Origin of the sequence: Pantoea nemavictus, assembly GCF_037479095.1 — a bacterium.
In the GTDB taxonomy this organism is placed as follows: domain Bacteria; phylum Pseudomonadota; class Gammaproteobacteria; order Enterobacterales; family Enterobacteriaceae; genus Pantoea; species Pantoea nemavictus.
Genome location: NZ_JBBGZW010000001.1, coordinates 4,066,655 through 4,083,932 on the forward strand (window position 1 = coordinate 4,066,655; position 17,278 = coordinate 4,083,932).

17 protein-coding genes are annotated in these 17,278 nt (G+C 57.8%); 10 read left to right on the forward strand and 7 right to left on the reverse strand.

Annotated elements, in window-relative coordinates; all coding sequences use genetic code 11:
* Positions 1 to 122 precede the first annotated feature (122 nt).
* From WH298_RS18785 to WH298_RS18810, 6 genes are all read left to right on the forward strand, one after another.
* The gene (locus WH298_RS18785) at positions 123 to 1,292 is read left to right on the forward strand and encodes an MFS transporter (protein ID WP_180823549.1); all 1,170 of its coding nucleotides are present in this window, start codon (positions 123 to 125) and stop codon (positions 1,290 to 1,292) included.
* Positions 1,293 to 1,371: 79 nt separating this feature from the next.
* The gene (locus tag WH298_RS18790; RefSeq protein WP_180823550.1) at positions 1,372 to 2,166 is read left to right on the forward strand and encodes an SDR family NAD(P)-dependent oxidoreductase; all 795 of its coding nucleotides are present in this window, start codon (positions 1,372 to 1,374) and stop codon (positions 2,164 to 2,166) included.
* Between the two features lie 275 nt (positions 2,167 to 2,441).
* Positions 2,442 to 2,798 carry a hypothetical protein gene (locus WH298_RS18795; protein ID WP_049851762.1) on the forward strand — a complete coding sequence of 119 codons (357 nt, stop codon included), beginning with the start codon at positions 2,442 to 2,444 and terminating at the stop codon, positions 2,796 to 2,798.
* Between the two features lie 49 nt (positions 2,799 to 2,847).
* Complete coding sequence (locus tag WH298_RS18800; RefSeq protein ID WP_180823551.1) at positions 2,848 to 4,848, forward strand: protein-disulfide reductase DsbD family protein; 2,001 nt, start codon at positions 2,848 to 2,850, stop codon at positions 4,846 to 4,848.
* Positions 4,848 to 5,570: a DsbA family protein gene (locus WH298_RS18805; RefSeq protein ID WP_180823552.1), complete on the forward strand. Its 723-nt coding sequence runs from the start codon at positions 4,848 to 4,850 to the stop codon at positions 5,568 to 5,570. The genes WH298_RS18800 and WH298_RS18805 overlap by 1 nt, the downstream gene beginning before the upstream one ends.
* The gene (locus WH298_RS18810) at positions 5,567 to 6,064 is read left to right on the forward strand and encodes a protein disulfide oxidoreductase (protein ID WP_180823553.1); all 498 of its coding nucleotides are present in this window, start codon (positions 5,567 to 5,569) and stop codon (positions 6,062 to 6,064) included. Before WH298_RS18805 ends, WH298_RS18810 begins: the two co-directional genes overlap by 4 nt.
* Before the next feature lie 16 nt (positions 6,065 to 6,080).
* Here WH298_RS18810 and WH298_RS18815 read toward each other — a convergent pair whose 3' ends face one another.
* Positions 6,081 to 6,410 carry a cupin domain-containing protein gene (locus WH298_RS18815; protein ID WP_049851759.1) on the reverse strand — a complete coding sequence of 110 codons (330 nt, stop codon included), beginning with the start codon at positions 6,408 to 6,410 and terminating at the stop codon, positions 6,081 to 6,083.
* Positions 6,411 to 6,538: 128 nt separating this feature from the next.
* Between WH298_RS18815 and WH298_RS18820 the strand changes: the two genes are divergently transcribed.
* Complete coding sequence (locus WH298_RS18820; RefSeq protein WP_180823554.1) at positions 6,539 to 7,177, forward strand: RpiB/LacA/LacB family sugar-phosphate isomerase; 639 nt, start codon at positions 6,539 to 6,541, stop codon at positions 7,175 to 7,177.
* Positions 7,178 to 7,508: 331 nt separating this feature from the next.
* Here WH298_RS18820 and WH298_RS18825 read toward each other — a convergent pair whose 3' ends face one another.
* The 6 genes from WH298_RS18825 to WH298_RS18850 are packed head-to-tail and all read right to left on the reverse strand — an operon-like array spanning position 7,509 to position 13,909.
* Positions 7,509 to 8,264, reverse strand: coding sequence for an ABC transporter ATP-binding protein (locus WH298_RS18825; protein ID WP_161804877.1), 756 nt, complete (start codon positions 8,262 to 8,264; stop codon positions 7,509 to 7,511).
* 18 nt (positions 8,265 to 8,282) lie between these two features.
* Positions 8,283 to 9,149, reverse strand: coding sequence for an ABC transporter ATP-binding protein (locus tag WH298_RS18830; protein ID WP_049851755.1), 867 nt, complete (start codon positions 9,147 to 9,149; stop codon positions 8,283 to 8,285).
* Entirely contained in the window at positions 9,121 to 10,026 is a 906-nt protein-coding gene (locus WH298_RS18835) for an ABC transporter permease (protein ID WP_180823555.1), read from the reverse strand. The genes WH298_RS18830 and WH298_RS18835 overlap by 29 nt, the downstream gene beginning before the upstream one ends.
* Positions 10,023 to 11,048, reverse strand: coding sequence for an ABC transporter permease (locus WH298_RS18840; protein WP_009128232.1), 1,026 nt, complete (start codon positions 11,046 to 11,048; stop codon positions 10,023 to 10,025). Before WH298_RS18840 ends, WH298_RS18835 begins: the two co-directional genes overlap by 4 nt.
* A complete protein-coding gene (locus WH298_RS18845) occupies positions 11,045 to 12,676 on the reverse strand; it encodes an ABC transporter substrate-binding protein (RefSeq protein ID WP_180823556.1) in 1,632 nt (543 codons plus the stop codon). Before WH298_RS18845 ends, WH298_RS18840 begins: the two co-directional genes overlap by 4 nt.
* Positions 12,677 to 12,736: 60 nt before the next feature.
* Positions 12,737 to 13,909 carry a mandelate racemase family protein gene (locus tag WH298_RS18850; RefSeq protein WP_191322126.1) on the reverse strand — a complete coding sequence of 391 codons (1,173 nt, stop codon included), beginning with the start codon at positions 13,907 to 13,909 and terminating at the stop codon, positions 12,737 to 12,739.
* A gap of 306 nt (positions 13,910 to 14,215) precedes the next feature.
* On the opposite strand from WH298_RS18850, the gene WH298_RS18855 reads away from it, so the two are divergent.
* The 3 genes from WH298_RS18855 (at position 14,216) to WH298_RS18865 (ending at position 17,174) form a co-directional block, all read left to right on the forward strand.
* Entirely contained in the window at positions 14,216 to 15,331 is a 1,116-nt protein-coding gene (locus WH298_RS18855) for an ABC transporter substrate-binding protein (protein ID WP_180823558.1), read from the forward strand.
* A gap of 131 nt (positions 15,332 to 15,462) precedes the next feature.
* The gene (locus tag WH298_RS18860) at positions 15,463 to 15,885 is read left to right on the forward strand and encodes a DUF2231 domain-containing protein (RefSeq protein WP_049851752.1); all 423 of its coding nucleotides are present in this window, start codon (positions 15,463 to 15,465) and stop codon (positions 15,883 to 15,885) included.
* Positions 15,882 to 17,174, forward strand: coding sequence for a PQQ-dependent sugar dehydrogenase (locus tag WH298_RS18865; RefSeq protein ID WP_009128247.1), 1,293 nt, complete (start codon positions 15,882 to 15,884; stop codon positions 17,172 to 17,174). The genes WH298_RS18860 and WH298_RS18865 overlap by 4 nt, the downstream gene beginning before the upstream one ends.
* Positions 17,175 to 17,278: the final 104 nt, after the last annotated feature.

Here is a 17,278-nt window from a genome sequence, read left to right on the forward strand (position 1 = left end):
CCGCAATAAAGAAGTGACTACTGTGAAGCTATTCATTATTGAGGAGAGAAAAGCATGCAGGATTTACTTCAGGCGGTGATGCCGCAGGCGCTGGATGAGCTGCCGCGAATGCGGGAGGCATTATGAGCGAACGTTTACCTTTGATTCCGCTGCTGGCATTAAGTCTGGCTGCGTTTGTCACCATCGTTACCGAGGCGCTTCCCGCCGGATTGCTGACGCCGATGGCGCAGGAGTTATCCATTTCAGTGGCGGCAGCCGGGCAGAGCGTTACGGTGTATGCGGTGGGCTCCTTCCTGGCGGCGATCCCGTTGATGACGCTATTGCAAGGCGTGCGGCGCCGTCGTTTGTTGCTATTCACCCTGGCCGGTTTTACCGCAGCAAATCTGATCACCGCCATGGCTAATGACTACCTTTTACTGCTGATCGCGCGCGGTGTCGCGGGTGCTGCTGCTGGCGTCTTGTGGGCGTTGCTGGCCGGTTATGCCGCGTCGATGGCGCCAGTGGAAAAAAAAGGCAAAGCGATTGCGATAGCGATGGCAGGCACGCCGCTGGCGCTATCGATTGGCGTGCCGCTCGGGACCTTTGTGGGTAACGCCATCGGCTGGCGCCTGAGTTTTATGGCGTTAAGTGGGCTGTCACTGCTGCTGATGCTGGTGCTGCGTCTCACTGCCCCAGAACAGCCCGGGCAAGCGGCACGGCAGCGTTTGTCTCTGGCCACCGTTGCGCGCTTGCCCGGCGTGCGTAGCGTGCTGGCGCTGGTGCTGTGTTTCGTGCTGGCGCATAACATTCTCTACACCTATATCTCACCGTTCCTGCAGCCGGCTGGGTTAATGGCGCGTACCGACGCGATCCTGCTGCTGTTTGGCAGCGGCTCGCTGGTCAGTATCGTCATCACCGGCATAGTAGTGGACCGATATCTCCAGCCGCTAACGCTTAGTTGCATCGGCCTTTTCATCGCTGCAGCGCTTCTGCTGCAACTGAATGTGTCCAGTGCGCTGCTGGTATGGCTGGCGGTGGGATTATGGGGATTAGCCTTTGGTGGTGCGGCAACGCTGTTTCAAACCGCGATGGTGCAGCGGGCGAGTTCCGCGACTGATGTCGCACAATCGATGTTGGTGACAGTATGGAATCTGGCGATTGCGGGTGGCGGCATGCTGGGCGGCATGTTATTGCAGAATTTCGGTATCGTCAGTTTCACGCCGGTGTTGCTGCTGTTGTTGATTATGGCTTTTGCAGTGGCATGGCGGACGGGACAACGTGCCGTTCGGGCCGCCGTTAATCCCTCGTCGTGATAATAACCGCATGATTTGTCAATGCATATTTGGCGGCATCAACCAGGCTTTTGTGATAACGATCGCATAGGAGAGTTCCATGAACATCGATTTACACGGAAAAACAGCACTGGTCACCGCGTCAACCGGCGGCATTGGTTTTGCTATTGCGCAGGGCTTAGCCGCCAGTGGGGCGGAAGTGGTGTTGAATGGGCGCAGCGAAGCCTCGGTCAGTCGCGCGCGTGAAAAGCTAAACGGTTTGGTGGCGGGGGCAAAAATCCACACCTTCATCGCCGACCTTGGCAGTGCGCAGGGCGTCAAACAGCTGCTCAACGGCTTGCCGCCCATCGATATTCTGGTCAATAACGCCGGGATTTACGGCCCGCAGGACTTTTATGAAGTGGACGATGAAACCTGGGAAGCCTATTGGCAAACCAACGTAATGTCTGGCGTGCGCCTGTCGCGGGCACTGTTGCCGGAGATGGTGAAACGTGGCTGGGGGCGAGTGGTATTTATCTCCTCGGAGTCGGCGCTGAACATTCCTGCCGAAATGCTGCACTACGGCGTCAGTAAAACCGCGCAACTGTCGCTGGCGCGCGGACTGGCGAAGGTGGTGGCGGGCAGTGGTGTGACGGTCAACAGCGTGCTGCCGGGCCCTACGCTTTCCGATGGCTTTGCCGCGATGATGGAAGATGAAGTGAAACGCACCGGCAAGCCGCTGGAAGAGTTAGCGAAAGCGTTTGTGATGGCCCAGCGGCCAAGCTCCATCATTCTGCGTGCCGCTACGGTGGAAGAGGTGGCGAATATGGTGGTGTATGTCTGTTCGAAACAGGCATCAGCCACGTCGGGCGCCGCGCTGCGCGTTGATGGCGGCGTCGTGGATGATATTGTTTAGCCGCATGCTGCGAATGACCTTGTCGCCATGCATGTGAGCTCTGAAGCAGCATATGGCTGCGTCTCCTTCCCCCGCTTGCGGGGGAAGGCCGGGATGGGGGACAGCAAGCACCTTTAACTACAGCGAGCAAACTGTTACCCATCAGCCCGGTTGGTACCCTTATGCCACCGGCTCAAAACACGCTCCGCACAACAAAGACAAAAGTTTACACTGCAAAGCTTGGTGTTTCTGCTGTCGATGCTTAAAATGCCCGCACTTTTCTCTGAGGCTGCGGCATGACGATATCGCTATCACGCGCAAAATGGATTCTGGCACTGGTTTGTCTGGTGCTGGCGTTTTGTCTCGTCCAGCGCAGCTTCAATTTGCCTTCTGCGCCGCTGGCGCAAGTCAGCGCGTCCACGCAGGTAAACGGTAATGACGATGCCAGCGGCAGCGAAAAGCCCTGTGCCCTGAGCGCGAAATCGTTGAGTGCCGCCGCGCCGATCCTGGATACCGCACTGCCTTTCCTGCTGTTGCTGCTGGCGTTGATTGCCACCTTTACGCAACGCTCTACCTCCTTCGGCTATCGCCGGACACCGCTGTTTCCGCCACTGCGACGGCGGCATCTGACCCTCTGCGTTTTCCGGGAATAACACTTACGCGTTGCATCGCGTAAACCCTGTTATTTACTGGAGAATCACCATGTCTATATTTATCAGGAGCCTGCTGCTCCTGCTGGCGAGCTGTGCGATCACCGCGCAGGCGGCAGATACTGGCTGGCTGCGCAATGCGCAAAACAGTCACGCGGAAGTGCGTCTACGTAGCGCCAGCCACAATAATGATCAGCAACTGCTGCTGGATATCCGCTTGCAACCTGGCTGGAAAACCTACTGGCGCACGCCGGGTGAAGGCGGCGTAGCACCGGAAATTCGTTGGCAAACGCCAGAGGTTAATGCGCAATGGTTTTGGCCAGCGCCCGCGCGTTTTGACGTCAGCGGTTTGACCACGCAAGGCTACAAAGGCGATATCACGCTGCCTATCACACTGGCAAAACTGTCGAGCCAGCGGCTGGCAGGTACGCTGACGCTCTCGACCTGTAGCGACGTCTGCATTCTTACCGACTTCCCGTTCAGCCTCGACCTGACGCAGCCCGCTGACGCCGATTTTCCGCGCGATTTCGCCGAGGCGATGGGAAAAATTCCGGCGGCAAGCGGCTTAACCGATCAACTCGCCGCCAGCTTCATCAACGGTGAGCTGCAAATTCGTGCCGAGCGTCAGGGTGGCTGGCAAAAGCCGGAGCTGTTCTTCGACTATCCGCCCGGCAGCATGCTGGCGGCACCGCACATCAGTGTTAATGGCGACACGCTCAGCGCGCGCGTGGCGGTAACCGATGAGTGGGGTGAAGCGGCACCGGATCTGCGCGGCAAAACGCTGTCGCTGGTGGTGGCCGATGCGGGCATCGCGCAGCAAAGTTCGTTAACCATCGGCGCGGAAACGCTGGTGTCGGGCGAGGCAGCGCAGACCATCTGGTCCGTGCTGCTGCTGGCGCTGCTGGGCGGTTTAATCCTCAATCTGATGCCCTGCGTGTTGCCGGTGCTGGCGATCAAGCTCAGCAGTTTGGTGCAGCAGCAGGGGCAAACCCAGCGTCAAACGCGCAAGCAGTTCCTTGCTTCCAGCGCCGGCATTATCTTCTCCTTCCTGCTGCTGGCGCTGCTGATGACGGGGCTGCGACTTAGCGGGCAGGCGCTGGGCTGGGGCATCCAGTTCCAGAGTAGCGGTTTCCTGCTGGTGATGGTGCTGGTGATGTTCCTGTTCAGCGCCAGCCTGTTTGATCTGCTGCACTTCCGCTTGCCGTCGGGCCTGAATACTAAACTGGCGACCCAGGGCGGTGAGGGTCTGCTCGGGCACTTCGGACAGGGCGCGTTTGCCACCTTGCTGGCCACGCCGTGCAGCGCACCGTTCCTTGGTACCGCCGTGGCCTTCGCGCTGACGGCGCCGCTGCCGCAGCTGTGGCTGCTGTTTGTCGCGCTGGGTGTGGGCATGAGCCTGCCGTGGCTGCTGGTTGCGGCGTTGCCGGGTATGGCGCGTTGCTTGCCGCGTCCCGGCCGCTGGATGGTGCATCTACGCACTGTGCTCGGTTTGTTGATGCTGCTTGCCACCTTCTGGCTGGTGACGCTGCTGGTACCGCATTGGGGCAGCACGGTTGCGCTAGTGCTGGCGGTGGCGCTGCTGCTGGTGCTGTGTGGCTGGCTGATTAAACGCCGTGCGCTGCAACAGGCGGGCCTGGTGTTTATCACGCTGACGCTGGCCGGTGCGTTATTGCTTATGACGCGCATCGAGCCGGATGAGGATGCGCTGCACTGGCAGCCGCTGACCGAAGCCGCCATCCATCAGGCGCTCGAGCAGGACAAACGGGTGTTTGTTGATGTCACCGCAGACTGGTGCATTACCTGCAAAGTGAATAAATCCCGCGTGCTTAACCAGCCGGATGTGCGTGCTGCGCTGAAGGCTGATGATGTGGTGCTGCTGCGCGGCGACTGGACGCAACCCGATCCCGCTATCGGTGAGTTCCTGCGTCGCCGCGATCGTGTAGCGATTCCTTTTAACCAAATTTATGGCCCGGCACTGCCGCAAGGCCAGATTTTGTCACCGCTGCTGAGTCGTGAAGCGGTGATCTCCACTCTCTCTGAGGCGAAAAAATAATGAAGAAATCCCTGTTACTGCCATTGATGTTCCTTGCCATGCCTGCATTTGCGGCTGCGCCATTTACTCCCGAGCAGGAAGCGCGCATTAAGGAGCTGATTCGTGAAACATTAGTGCAGAACCCAGCGATTCTGGCGGAAGCGGCTGATGCATTCGATAAAGAAGCGGCACAGCAGCAGCAAAATGTGGTCGCGCAGATGGTGAAGAAAAACCACGATGTGCTGTTCAACGATGCCGGTTCACCGCGCATCGGTGCTGAGAAGCCCGCGCTGACGCTGGTTTACTTCACCGATTACAACTGCGTGTTCTGTAAAAAGTTTGAAGCAGACATAGAAAAGCTGATGAAAGCCTATCCACAGGTGGCGGTGGTGATTAAGCCGCTGCCGTATCGCGCGGAAACCTCGCTGACCTCGGCACGTCTGGCGCTTACCGTCTGGGAGCAGCAGCCCAAGAACTTCCTCAAGCTGCATGAGCGTTTAATGGCGAAGAAGGGCAATCACGATGAAGCCAGTATTGACGCGGCGCTAGAGAAAACTGGCATTACGCTGAAACAGCCAAGCAAAGCCAGCCTCGATACCATCAACAGTAATCTGACGCTGGCGCAGCAGTTGGGGGTGCAGGGCACGCCAGCCACGCTGGTGGGCGACCAGATGATCAGCGGTGCGGTGCCGTATGAACAGCTGGAAGCCGCAGTGAAAGGCGCGCTGCAGGCGAAGCAATGAGTCGCGTGAAGCGCGGGTTACGTGAGGCGCTTTTTCTGGTGCTGATTGTCGCTGCGGCGCTGTGGGGCATGGATTGGCTGCGCGCTCCGCAGCTGCCCGCTGATTTGGCGCAACAGCCGCTAACCGCGCTGCAGGGCGAGGTTAATCTTGCCGAACTCAGTCAACATCAGCCGCTGCTGGTCTACGTGTGGGCCACGTGGTGCGGCGTATGCAAGCTCACCACACCCACCGTGGCATCATTAAGCCAGCAAGGCGTAAAAGTGGTGAGCGTGGCGCTGCGTTCCGGCAATGATGCGCGGGTTGCGACCTGGCTGGAGAAGAAAGGGCTGCAAGGTGTGGCGATCAATGATGAAAGCGGGGCGATCGGCCAGCGCTGGGATATCAACGCTACGCCGACCTTTATCGTACTGCACCAGGGTAAAGTCATCAGCACCAGCAGCGGCTGGACCAGCGGGTGGGGCCTCAAGCTGCGCTTGTGGTGGGCCGCCCGCTGATTTAACTGGCGGCGCGTTACGGTGCCGCCAGAAAATCCTCGCGCTGGGGCGTAAAGGTATCCAGCAGCACGCCGGCCTCCAGACAGACGCAGCCGTGGACAATATTGGGCGCTTTATACAGCGTATCCCCCGCGCCGACCTCCTGTGTCTTACCATCAATGGTAAAGGCAAAACGTCCCGACAACACGTAGGTAAGCTGCTCATGCGGATGATGATGCAGCGGACCAACGGCATCCTGCGCAAAGGTCACTTCCACCGCCATCATACTGCCGCCGTGCGCCAGCACCCTGCGGGTGACGCCGTTGCCGAGATCCTCTAACTGCGTGGTGTTTTTATAGATAAACATGTTTTCTCCTTACCGGTTGCATGGTGAATGTGTGACATAACTCACAGTCAAAAAGGCATTTAAAGGCTGCATTTTACCGTTCTTTGATTAAAATGAAACGGTGTTTCAATTTAATCTGAGGATGGATCATGAAAATCGCTTTGATGATGGAAAACAGCCAGGCTGCGAAGAACGCAACGGTGTTGAAAGAGCTTCAGTCCGTGGCGCAACCGCTCGGACATCAGGTGTTTAACGTCGGTATGAGCGACGAGCAAGATCATCATCTGACCTACATTCACCTCGGCATCATGGCCAACGTGCTGCTGAACAGCCAAGCCGTGGATTTCGTGGTGGCCGGCTGCGGCACCGGACAGGGCGCCTTGATGTCGCTTAACCTGCATCCGGGCGTGGTGTGCGGTTACTGCATCGATCCCGCCGATGCCTACCTGTTTGCGCAAATCAATAACGGCAATGCGCTGTCGCTGCCGTTCGCCAAAGGCTTCGGCTGGGGCGCGGAATTGAACCTGCGCTTTATCTTCGAAAAAGCCTTCACCGGCGAGAAAGGGCACGGCTATCCGCCAGAGCGTAAAGAGCCGCAGGTGCGCAATGCCGGACTGCTTAATCAGGTGAAAGCGGCATTGCTGAAAGAGAACTACCTCGATTCACTGCGCGCCATCGACCCTGAACTGGTGAAAACCGCGTTGAGCGGCCCACGTCTGCAGCATGCACTGTTTGAGCATGGTCAGAGTGAGGAAATTGCACGCTTTGTGCGTGAACTGACGCAGTAATCGAGACGCGTTTAACTAAGCCAGGGAAACCTGGCTTGGTTTTTTTACTCTTTATTAAATAGTAATACCCAACGGAATATCTCTATTTGTGGCTAATATGTGACTTGTTGGCTTGAAGTGACACGCTACTTAGACACCGATAGTGTCGGAGAAAATGTCGGAGAAAATGTCGGAGAAAATGTCGGAGAAAGTGTCGGAGAAAACACCGGTTAAACTTTCCGCAACCGCCGGGAAAATATTGTCTGCTCTGCATAAATCACCTGAGATGACGATTCCCCTGTTGTTCGTAGGGTGCGCATTGATGCGCACCTGGTCACCATCAATGGCGAACCTACGCCAAAACCCCATTATCCTGCCGGCTCGCATCGACCAGCATCTGCGTATAGGCCACTTGCGCGCGGTTGTTTACCAGCGCATCGACATCCAGTGTCTCCAGCACTTTGCCATGCTGCATGACCGCCACGCGATGGCACAGATGCGCCACCACGCCGAGATCGTGCGTGACCATCAAATAGGTCAGCTTCTCCTGCTGCTGCAAGTCGCTGAGCAGGTTGAGGATCTCCGCCTGCACCGATACATCCAGCGCCGACGTCGGTTCATCCAGCAGCAATACGCGCGGCTCAAGGATCAGCGCACGAGCAATGGCGACGCGCTGTCGCTGACCGCCGGAGAGCTGATGCGGATAGCGCGTTTGCCACGCGCGATTGAGGCCCACTTTTTCCAGCATCGCGATCACCCGTTGCTGGCGCTGTCCGATACCGTGAATCTGCAGCGGCTCCTCAAGAATATCGCCGATAGTGTGGCGCGGATGGAGCGATCCGTAAGGATCCTGAAACACCATCTGCACGCTGCGGCAACGCTCGCGGGCGATACGATGCTCCAGCGCGACGCCGTCAATCGCCAGCTCGCCCTGCCAGTGGGTAAACAGCCCGGCCAGGCATTTCAGCACCGTGGTTTTGCCCGATCCCGACTCGCCGACCAGGCCAAAAATCTCGCCCTGGCGAATCGATAAATTGACGTCAAACAGTACCTGATTACAGCGCTCCTCCTCGCCAAAACTGAGGTTGAGATTACTGACGCGGATCATCTCGTTCATCGTTGCTCCTTAAGGTTGCAGCCAGCTGGCCTGACGTTGCAGCACCGGCAGCCGTGCGCGACGCTGATCCATATCCGGCAGCGCGGCCAGTAAGCCTTGCGTATAGGGATGCTGTGCGCGATCGAGCTCGCTGGCGGCCAGCGATTCCACCACGCGCCCGGCATACATCACCAGCACGCGATCGCAGAAGCGCCGCACCAGATTGATGTCGTGGCTGATAAAGATCAGCCCCAGCCCGCGCTGTTTCACCAAATCATCCAGCAGCGCCAGCACCTGCAGGCGCACTGAAACGTCCAGCGCCGAGGTGGGTTCATCGGCAATCAGCAATTCGGGATCGGTAATCAGCATCATGGCGATCATCACGCGCTGGCCCTGACCGCCAGAAATTTCGTGCGGATAACACTGATAAATACGCCCGGGATCGCGCACCTGCACCACCTCAAGCATCTCCATCGCTCGCTGACGCGCCACTTCGCGCTGTCCAGGATGATGGCTGCGCCAGGCTTCGGCTATCTGCTCACCAACCCGCACCACCGGATTTAGCGAGTATTTCGGATCCTGCATAATCATTGAAATGCGTTTACCGCGAATGGCGCGCATCTGCGCGGGCGTGGCGCGCAGCAGATCAATCTCGCCAAACTGCATACGCTGTGCGGTGACTTGTGCGCTGCGCGGATGCAGTTGCAGTAGCGCACGACCTACGGTGGATTTGCCGGAGCCGGATTCGCCGACAATCGCCAGTTTCTCTTTGCCTAACTGGAAGGAGATGCCGCGCACCGCGGGTGTGACGAGGCGACCATTGACGAAATTTACCTGTAAATCCTGTACGTCGAGCAACGGTGCAGCGCTATTCGCTGCGGGGATCGAGGATGTCACGTAAGCCATCTCCTAAGAAGTTGAACGCTAAGCTGTTGATCAGAATTGCCAGACCCGGCACTGTCACCACCCACCAACACTCGAGCATATAGGTACGACCGCTGGCGATCATCGCGCCCCATTCAGGATCCGGCGGCTGCGCGCCCAATCCGAGAAAACCCAGTCCGGCGGCAGTGAGAATGATGCCGGCCATATTCATGGTGATGCGGATGATCACCGACGGCAGGCACAGCGGCACGATGTGTTTCCACAAAATGCGCAGTGAAGAGGCACCCTGTAAGCGCACCGCCGAAACAAAATCGGCCTGGCGCAGCGACAGCGCTTCAGCACGCGCCAGACGGGCAATCGGCGGCCAGGCGGTGAGCGTGATGGCAATCACCACATGCTCCAGTCCCGGACCGAGCGCGGCGACAAACGCCAGCGCCAGCACCAGACTCGGGAAGGAGATGAAGATGTCGGTGACGCGCATCAACACGCTATCAACTTTGCCGCCGAAATAACCGGCGGTGACGCCGAGCAGCAGGCCCAGCGGGCCAACGGTGACTGACACCAGCAGCACGATATACAGCGTGATGCGCGCGCCCCAGACGAGGCGACTGAAGATATCGCGACCAAACTCATCGGTACCAAACCAGTGCTGCGCATTCGGCGGCGTCAGCGCATTGTTGAGGTCCTGAATCAGCGGGTGATAGGGCGCAATCCACGGTGCAAACAGCGCCACCACCAGCAGCAGCATGATAATCCCGCCGCCAATCGCGGTTAACGGGTTGCGCGCCATTTGCCAGAGAAAATGGCCAATGCGCGCGCCGGTGCGGCGACAGCGCGCCAGCCGTTCGCGCGTCTGGCTGGCTAACGGCGTATCGAGAGAAATCGTCATACTTTGGTCCTCGGATCGAACACCTGATAAAGCAGGTCAGAGAGCAGGTTAAGCAGCACGAAAATCAGGCCGACTACCAATACGCAGCCCATCACCGCATTCATATCGCCGAGCATCAGGCTGCCGGTGAGATAAGAACCAAAACCGGGCCACGAGAAGACGGTTTCAATTAGCACCGCGCCTTCCAGCAGCGAGCCGTAGGCCAGCGCCACCACCGTCAGCAGCTGCACCAGAATATTGCGGAATGCGTGCTGCCAAATCACTTGCCACTCGCTAAGGCCTTTTACCCGCGCCGTCAGAATGAACTCCTGCGACAGCTGCGCCAGCATGAAGCTGCGCGTCATGCGGCTGATGTAAGCCAGCGAGTGAAAGCCGAGCAGGGAAGCGGGTAGAATCAGGTGGTTAAGCGCATTACTGAACACCGTGAAGTTGCCTACCAGCAACGCATCAATCAGCAGGAAACCGGTGCGGCGCGGCACAATGCCATCAAGGCTGAAGTCAACGCGACCCGCGCCACCCACCCAGCCGAGATGGGCATAAAACAGCAGCAGGCCGACCATGCCGACCCAGAAGATGGGGGTGGAATAGCCCGCCAGACTGATGATGCGCACCAGATAATCAATCAGGCTGTTGCGACGGGCGGCGGCCCACACGCCGAGCGGAACGCCGAGCCCGGTGCCAATCACAATCGCCAGCGTCGCCAGTTCCACCGTGGCCGGGAAGACGCGCAGGATATCGTGAATGACCGGTTGTCCGGTGAGCAGCGCCAGCCCGAGATTGCCGTGCAGCAAGCCCTGCAGATAGATGCCGAACTGCACCCACAGCGGTTTATCAAAGCCCAGCTGATGATAAACCTGCTGGTAGGTATTGTGGTCAGCATCCGGCCCGACAATCGCCAGCACCGGGTCGAGCGGCATCACGCGACCAATAAAGAAGGTCAGCAGCAGCAGGCCAAACAGGGTGATCGCCACCTGCAACGTGCGGCTGCGCAGACGACGCCAGTGACTTTTGCTTAGCTTCATTGCGTACCTCCTGCCAGGCTATCTGGCGTTTTCCACACGTCGCGCAGGAAAGTGGTAGCCGACGGGTGCGGCACGTAATCCTGCACCCGATTGTTCACCACCACCGAATCGGTCATTTGCGAAATCGGCATCAGCGCCGGAATCAGCTGGTCGTAACGTTGCTGGATGGCAAAGTAATCCTGCTGCTGCTGTTTGGCATCGCGCTCCAGCAGCGCTTTGTCGATCATGCTGTTCAGCTGCGCATCATAAAAGCCAGTGCGCCAGCCCTGAAAATTGGTGAGACGCGCGCTGTCGGCATTGTTGGGGTTGTAAACCAGCGCGCGCAGGCTGGAGTGCGGATGGGGCTCTACGCCGCTGCCGCCGCGTCCCACCAGCAAATTGAACTGGCGATCGCGCATCGCACCATAAATCTGGTTGCCGGTGCCGGTAATAATTTTGGCGCGAATGCCGCCCTGCATCAGCGTGGATTGAATGGCGATGGCGACATTGAGGAACGGCTGATCGGCCAGCACGCGCACTGTGGTATCAAAACCGTTGGGATAACCCGCAGCCGCCAGCAGCGCTTTGGCACGCGGCACATCGAGCTTGTAACCCGGATCGGGCAGCGTCGCCGGCATGCCGGATTGAATCGGACGCTGGTGCAGCGTGCCGTAACCGGCCATTAGCGTTTTGTTGATGCCCTGATAATCCACCAGATAGCGTAACGCTTCGCGCACCTGCGGATTGGCGAAGTGATCGTCCTTCATGCTCATCGCCAGGTAATAAATCGTGCCTTTTTGCACGGCATCAACGGAGAGGTCGGGATCGTGACGCAACGCCTTCACATCGGGAATCGCCATGTTGCTGGCGATATCAAGGTCGCCTTTCTCCATCATCAGGCGCAGAGTTTGCGACTCCTGCAGATGACGGAACACTACGCGCTGCAGCTTGGGCGCACCGCGCCAGTAGTGGGGATCGCGGCTGATGCGCAGCACATCTTTGGCTTGCCATACGTCCAGACGAAACGGTCCTGACCCTGCTTCATGGGTGGTGAGCCAGCGATTGCCCCAATCGTTATTTACCGCCTGCGCCTGCACGGTTTTGCTGTCAAGCACCACCATGCTGCCGAGCGCCGCCAGCGAATAGAGCACCAGTTTGGGATCGTTAGGCTTAGGCAAGCGAATCACTACCGTGCGCGCATCCGGCGCGCTGATCATCTGGTCGACGTTCTCTTTGCTGAAGCCGTAAGATTTCCACACCGACGCCTGCGCCAGATTGAGGTGTAGCACGCGGCGCATCGACCAAATCACATCGGCGCTGCTCAACGCATTGCCGGAGTGGAAGGTGACATTGTCACGTAAGTGGAAGGTGAGCTGACGATTGTCGGGGCTGATCTCCCAACGTTCCGCCAGCGCCGGGCGCACGTTGGTGAGCTGTTGCGGATCTAACTCAACCAAACCGTCATAGAGATTGACCACAATGCCGACCACTTCGTTGCCGGTCATGGCTGCGGGATCGAGAGTGAGGAGATTGTTCATGTTCATGCCCACAATCAGCTGGTCGTCTGGCGTGGCGGCCAGCAGCGACGGGCTACAGGTGAGCAGCAGCAGCGCGGCGCACCACGCTCTGCATCGGTTCACTACGTTCATAAGCAAAGTCCAGCAGGTCAGAGGTTTATAGTTTTTTGCCGTACTGCTTGTGTCAGGCGCTTACCAGCGATTTAGCGTGTGTGTCTCAATCCACGAGAAATTGATGTCCTCACCGAGTCCCGGTCGCGTGGGCAGATGCACGAAACCCTCGGCATCCATCGGATCGACCAGCGCGTTGAGATAGGCCGGCGGCTGTTCATAATCGAGGAATGGGTGCAACAGGCCGCGCTCGTACCAGCGACAGTTGCGGATGGCACCGACCACCGCGATGCTGGCCGCGCCATTGCCGTGCACTTCGCAATCCATGCCGAAGGCTTCGGCCAGGCTAGCGACCTTCATGGTGGCCGAAATACCGCCGACGCCATTGGCACCGGCGCGCAGAATGTCGCAGGCGCCGGCGCGCACCCAATCGGCGCGGCTATGGTGTTTGCCGCCGAGGCTTTCCGGGCCCAGTACGTCGATGCTGAGGTTTTCCGCCAGCCAGGCATAAGACGCCATGCTCTCCTCTTCCATCGGTTCTTCGAACCAGGCGAAGTTGAGTTTTTCCAGCGCTTTACCAATGGTGAGCGCATCACTGCGGCTGTACCAGTGATAGCCGTCAAGCATCAGCGCGATGTCCGGGCCGACCGCTTCACGTACCGCGGCGCAGGCTTTAATGTCCATTTGTGGGCTGGGGGCGAACGAGACGGGTGGCATCCATGTGTGCAGTTTGATGGCCTGATAACCGCGCGCTACCAGCTTTTCAGCAAACTGGGCATATTCGTCGGGCGTCGATAAACCGCCATCCAGCTCATCGCCACACATGGTGCTGCCGTAGGCCGGGATCTTCTCGCGATAGCCGCCAAGCAATTTGTGCACCGGCTGTTTGAGCTTGCGACCAATCAAATCCCATAGCGCCTGTTCCACGGCGGATAACGCACGTTCGGTGAGCTGGTGGGCGCTACCGCGCTGCCAGTGCACCAGATCCTGCCACAGCCGTTCACGATCAAAGGCGTTTTGCCCAATCAGCACCTTGCGGAAGAAGGCGTTTACCACGTGTGGACGAATCACCTCAGCCGGTGCGAGGGCATAACCGCAATCCCCATCCTCGCTGGTCAGGGTCAGCAGCGCCATTTGCGCATCGGTCTCGGCGCCGGGATGCGAGTGCCCGGCGCTGTCCGAGACGCGGCGGGTTGGGTAGCTAAACAGGGTCACATCAATGGCACTGATCTTCACGGTTACTCCTCCGTTCATGCTTGGCGCTCCCACGATGGGCATTAACATAAAAAATAAAACGCCGTTTCATTTTGTAATTTAGCGTTCACATTTTGTTTACGCATTAGCCAAAGCGCAGGAAACAACGGCGATAAATTGGGCATTTGCATGGTTCGCTGTGAGCGTTTTCACGAATGACTGGCGTTTTGTGAGCGATTGCACAGTGAAAAGCGCTGGGCGGAATGTAAAAAAATGTGTCGCTGGGGGCTTTTCATTTCCCGTCAGCCAGGTAATAGTGACGCCGCGAAAATTAAATAATAATCATTATCATTCTGGGTCGGTAAAATGAAAATATGGCTGTTTGCACTGGGGTTACTGGCGGTAACGCATCACGCTGCCGCAAAAATCATTACGGATGTCGCTGGACGTCAGGTCGAGGTCAAAGAGGAGTCCAAACGCATCATTTTGGGCGAAGGGCGTCAGATGTATCTGCTGGCCGCTTTTGATACCGCCGCGCCGTTCCAGCGCGTGGTCGGCTGGCGCGATGATTTTCATAAAGCGGATTACGACGGCTACATGGCGTATGAGAAGAAATATCCGCAGATTAAAAAGTTGCCGACCTTTGGCGGCGCGAAGGATGGCACCTTCAACGTTGAGCAGGCGCTGACGCTGAAGCCCGATTTAGTGCTGATGAACCTTGAATCCAAAGCGGCCACCGATGAAGGCAAGCTGATTGAGAAGTTACAGGCAGTGGGCGTGCCGGTGGTGTTTATCGATTTCCGTGAGAAGCCGATGGAACACGCTGAGCAAAGCATCCGCATCATGGGCGAGCTGGTGAATAATCCGCAGCGTGCCGAAGAGATTGTGGCGTTCCGCCGGGCACAAATTGAAAAGGTGACCGATCGCCTGAAGAATTTTAGCGGCACGCGCCCAAAAGTGATGATTGACCGCGCTGGCGGCTACAGCGATGAGTGCTGCATGTCGTTTGGCAACGAGAACTTTGGTCAGATGGTGGAAATTGCGGGCGGCCGCAATATCGCCAAAGATCTGATCCCAGGCACCTTTGGCACGCTCAACCCAGAACAGATCATCGCCAGTCGTCCGGATGTGGTGGTGGTGACCGGTGCCAACTGGAAAAACTACAATACCGTCGGCAAATGGGTGGGTGTCGGCCCCGGTGCGGATGTGAAAGAAGCCACTGCGCGGCTGCAACTGCTGATGATGCGCGATGCCTTCAAAACCCTGCCGGTAGCCCATAACGGCAACGCGCATGCAATCTGGCATCAGTTCTACGATAGCCCGTACCAGTTTGTGGCGATTCAGGCGCTGGCGAAGTGGCTGCATCCCGAATTGTTTGCCGATCTCGATCCGGACGCCACTTTCCGCGAGTTCCACCAGAAGTTTCTGCCATTGCCTTATCAGCCGGGATATTGGGTAACCCTGCCGGCAGATAAGTCATAAGTTTGAGCAAGTTAGATAAGTGTTAAACGTTACTGTTTATCTTTACTAATATTTCACAGGTGGTGGCACGTTGTTGCAAAAAGCGCAACGCGTGCGCCATCTGATGATAATTTGGTAAAAGGGAGAGAGTAATGTTTCATACCTCAGGAAGATCGGTGTTCGGCGTGACGTTGTATACGCTGCTGGAACCGCTGCCGCTGGGCTTTTTTGTCGCCGCCTGGTTTTTCGATATCCTCTATCTGCAAACCTTCGTCATCATGTGGACCAAATCGGCCAGTTGGCTGATTACCCTTGGTCTGGTGCTGGCCATCCTGCCACGTTTAATTAGCCTGGTTTATTTATTTCGCGGTGCCCGGCCGAATGAAAAGACCCATTTCTGGCTGTCGCTGCTGGCAATGGTGCTGGCGGTGGTGAACGCCTTTATTCACAGCCGCGATGCCTACGCGGTGGTGCCCATGGGCGTGACGCTCTCGACGCTGGTAGTGGCGCTGCTGCTGATTGCCAACGTGCAGCTGGTGCTGCGCGAACGCCGCACACAGGGAGGTCGCGTATGAAACACCTACTTAGTGCGGTAGCGATCGCCATGCTGCTCAGTGGCTGTGACGACGGGGCGCTGATCGATCCGCAAAAGCAAATCGGTCCCAATCCTGAGCTGCCGCAGGCGCAGAACTTCTTTATGCCACCGATGCAAGTACCGGAAGGCACGCCGTGGAAAACCGGGGAAATGCCGAAAGTGGCGGAGGGTTTAAAGATCGAAAAGATCGCCGAAAACCTGCAGCATCCACGTCAGGTATTGGTGCTGCCTAATAATGATGTGCTGGTGGCGGAATCCAATGGCATGCCGAAACCGACCACCGCGCCGAAGCAGCTAATTATGGGCATTGTGCAGAAAGCCTCAGGCAAAGGCGGCGAGGGCGGCAATCGCATCACGCTGCTGCGCAACGTTAACGGCAAATGGGAGCAGCATCGCTTTATCGATAACCTGACGGCGCCGTTTGGCATGCAGCTGGTGGGGAATACCTTATATGTGGCGAACGCCGATAGCCTGGTGAAGTTCCCTTACGAAACCGGGCAAACCGAGATTCGTACGCCGCCGGTGGAAGTCACCGAGTTGCCGGGTGGTCCGATTAACCATCACTGGACTAAATCACTGCTCGCCAGCCCGGATGGCAGCAAGCTGTATGTGGGGGTGGGATCCAACAGTAACGTAACGGAAAACGGCATTGGCGAAGAGTATCGCCGCGCGGCGGTGCTGGAAGTGGATGCGGCGAGCGGTGCCAGCCGGATCTATGCCAGCGGCCTGCGCAATCCTACCGGCTTACAGTGGGAGCCACAGAGCGGCAAGCTGTGGGCTATCGTCAATGAGCGTGACGAGATTGGTTCCGATCTGGTTCCGGATTACATGACCTCGGTGCAGGACAAAGGCTTCTACGGCTGGCCGTACAGCTATTATGGTCAGCACGTAGATGAGCGCGCCCAACCGCAAAGGCCGGATTTGGTGGAGAAGGCCATCAAGCCGGATTACGCACTGAGCTCGCATGTCGCACCGCTCGGCCTGTTGTTCTATGGCGCGGATAACATGCCGCAGTATCGTGGCGGGGCGTTTATCAGCGAGCATGGTAGCTGGAACCGTACGCCGCTTAATGGCTATCAGGTGGTGTGGGTGAAATTCGAGAACGGTAAACCGGTGGGGCAGCCGCAGCCGGTGGTGACGGGCTTCCTCACCGACGATCAGAAGCAGGTGCGCGGTTTACCGGTCGGTTTAGCTACCGATCGCCAGGGCGGCGTGTTGATTGCCGATGATGCGGGTAATACTATCTGGCGCATCAGTTCCGCGCGGTAATTAAACGCCGGCAATAAAAAAGGATTTGGCAGTAAAGCCAAATCCTTTTTTTTATGTTCGCTAATCGGCTGGTAACCGCGCCGCGAACGGGGTGCTCAGCACTC

Excerpts from the sequence above, each read along its gene's own strand:
- WH298_RS18840 (WP_009128232.1), bottom strand. The coding sequence starts at position 11,048 with ATGAAGCTAAGCAAAAGTCACTGGCGTCGTCTGCGCAGCCGCACGTTG.
- WH298_RS18855 (WP_180823558.1), top strand. The coding sequence starts at position 14,216 with ATGAAAATATGGCTGTTTGCACTGGGGTTACTGGCGGTAACGCATCAC.
- WH298_RS18850 (WP_191322126.1), bottom strand. The coding sequence starts at position 13,909 with ATGAACGGAGGAGTAACCGTGAAGATCAGTGCCATTGATGTGACCCTG.
- WH298_RS18860 (WP_049851752.1), top strand. The coding sequence starts at position 15,463 with ATGTTTCATACCTCAGGAAGATCGGTGTTCGGCGTGACGTTGTATACG.
- WH298_RS18805 (WP_180823552.1), top strand. The coding sequence starts at position 4,848 with ATGAAGAAATCCCTGTTACTGCCATTGATGTTCCTTGCCATGCCTGCA.
- WH298_RS18835 (WP_180823555.1), bottom strand. The coding sequence starts at position 10,026 with ATGACGATTTCTCTCGATACGCCGTTAGCCAGCCAGACGCGCGAACGG.
- WH298_RS18820 (WP_180823554.1), top strand. The coding sequence starts at position 6,539 with ATGAAAATCGCTTTGATGATGGAAAACAGCCAGGCTGCGAAGAACGCA.
- WH298_RS18810 (WP_180823553.1), top strand. The coding sequence starts at position 5,567 with ATGAGTCGCGTGAAGCGCGGGTTACGTGAGGCGCTTTTTCTGGTGCTG.
- WH298_RS18865 (WP_009128247.1), top strand. The coding sequence starts at position 15,882 with ATGAAACACCTACTTAGTGCGGTAGCGATCGCCATGCTGCTCAGTGGC.
- WH298_RS18785 (WP_180823549.1), top strand. The coding sequence starts at position 123 with ATGAGCGAACGTTTACCTTTGATTCCGCTGCTGGCATTAAGTCTGGCT.
- WH298_RS18795 (WP_049851762.1), top strand. The coding sequence starts at position 2,442 with ATGACGATATCGCTATCACGCGCAAAATGGATTCTGGCACTGGTTTGT.
- WH298_RS18815 (WP_049851759.1), bottom strand. The coding sequence starts at position 6,410 with ATGTTTATCTATAAAAACACCACGCAGTTAGAGGATCTCGGCAACGGC.
- WH298_RS18800 (WP_180823551.1), top strand. The coding sequence starts at position 2,848 with ATGTCTATATTTATCAGGAGCCTGCTGCTCCTGCTGGCGAGCTGTGCG.
- WH298_RS18790 (WP_180823550.1), top strand. The coding sequence starts at position 1,372 with ATGAACATCGATTTACACGGAAAAACAGCACTGGTCACCGCGTCAACC.
- WH298_RS18825 (WP_161804877.1), bottom strand. The coding sequence starts at position 8,264 with ATGATCCGCGTCAGTAATCTCAACCTCAGTTTTGGCGAGGAGGAGCGC.
- WH298_RS18845 (WP_180823556.1), bottom strand. The coding sequence starts at position 12,676 with ATGAACGTAGTGAACCGATGCAGAGCGTGGTGCGCCGCGCTGCTGCTG.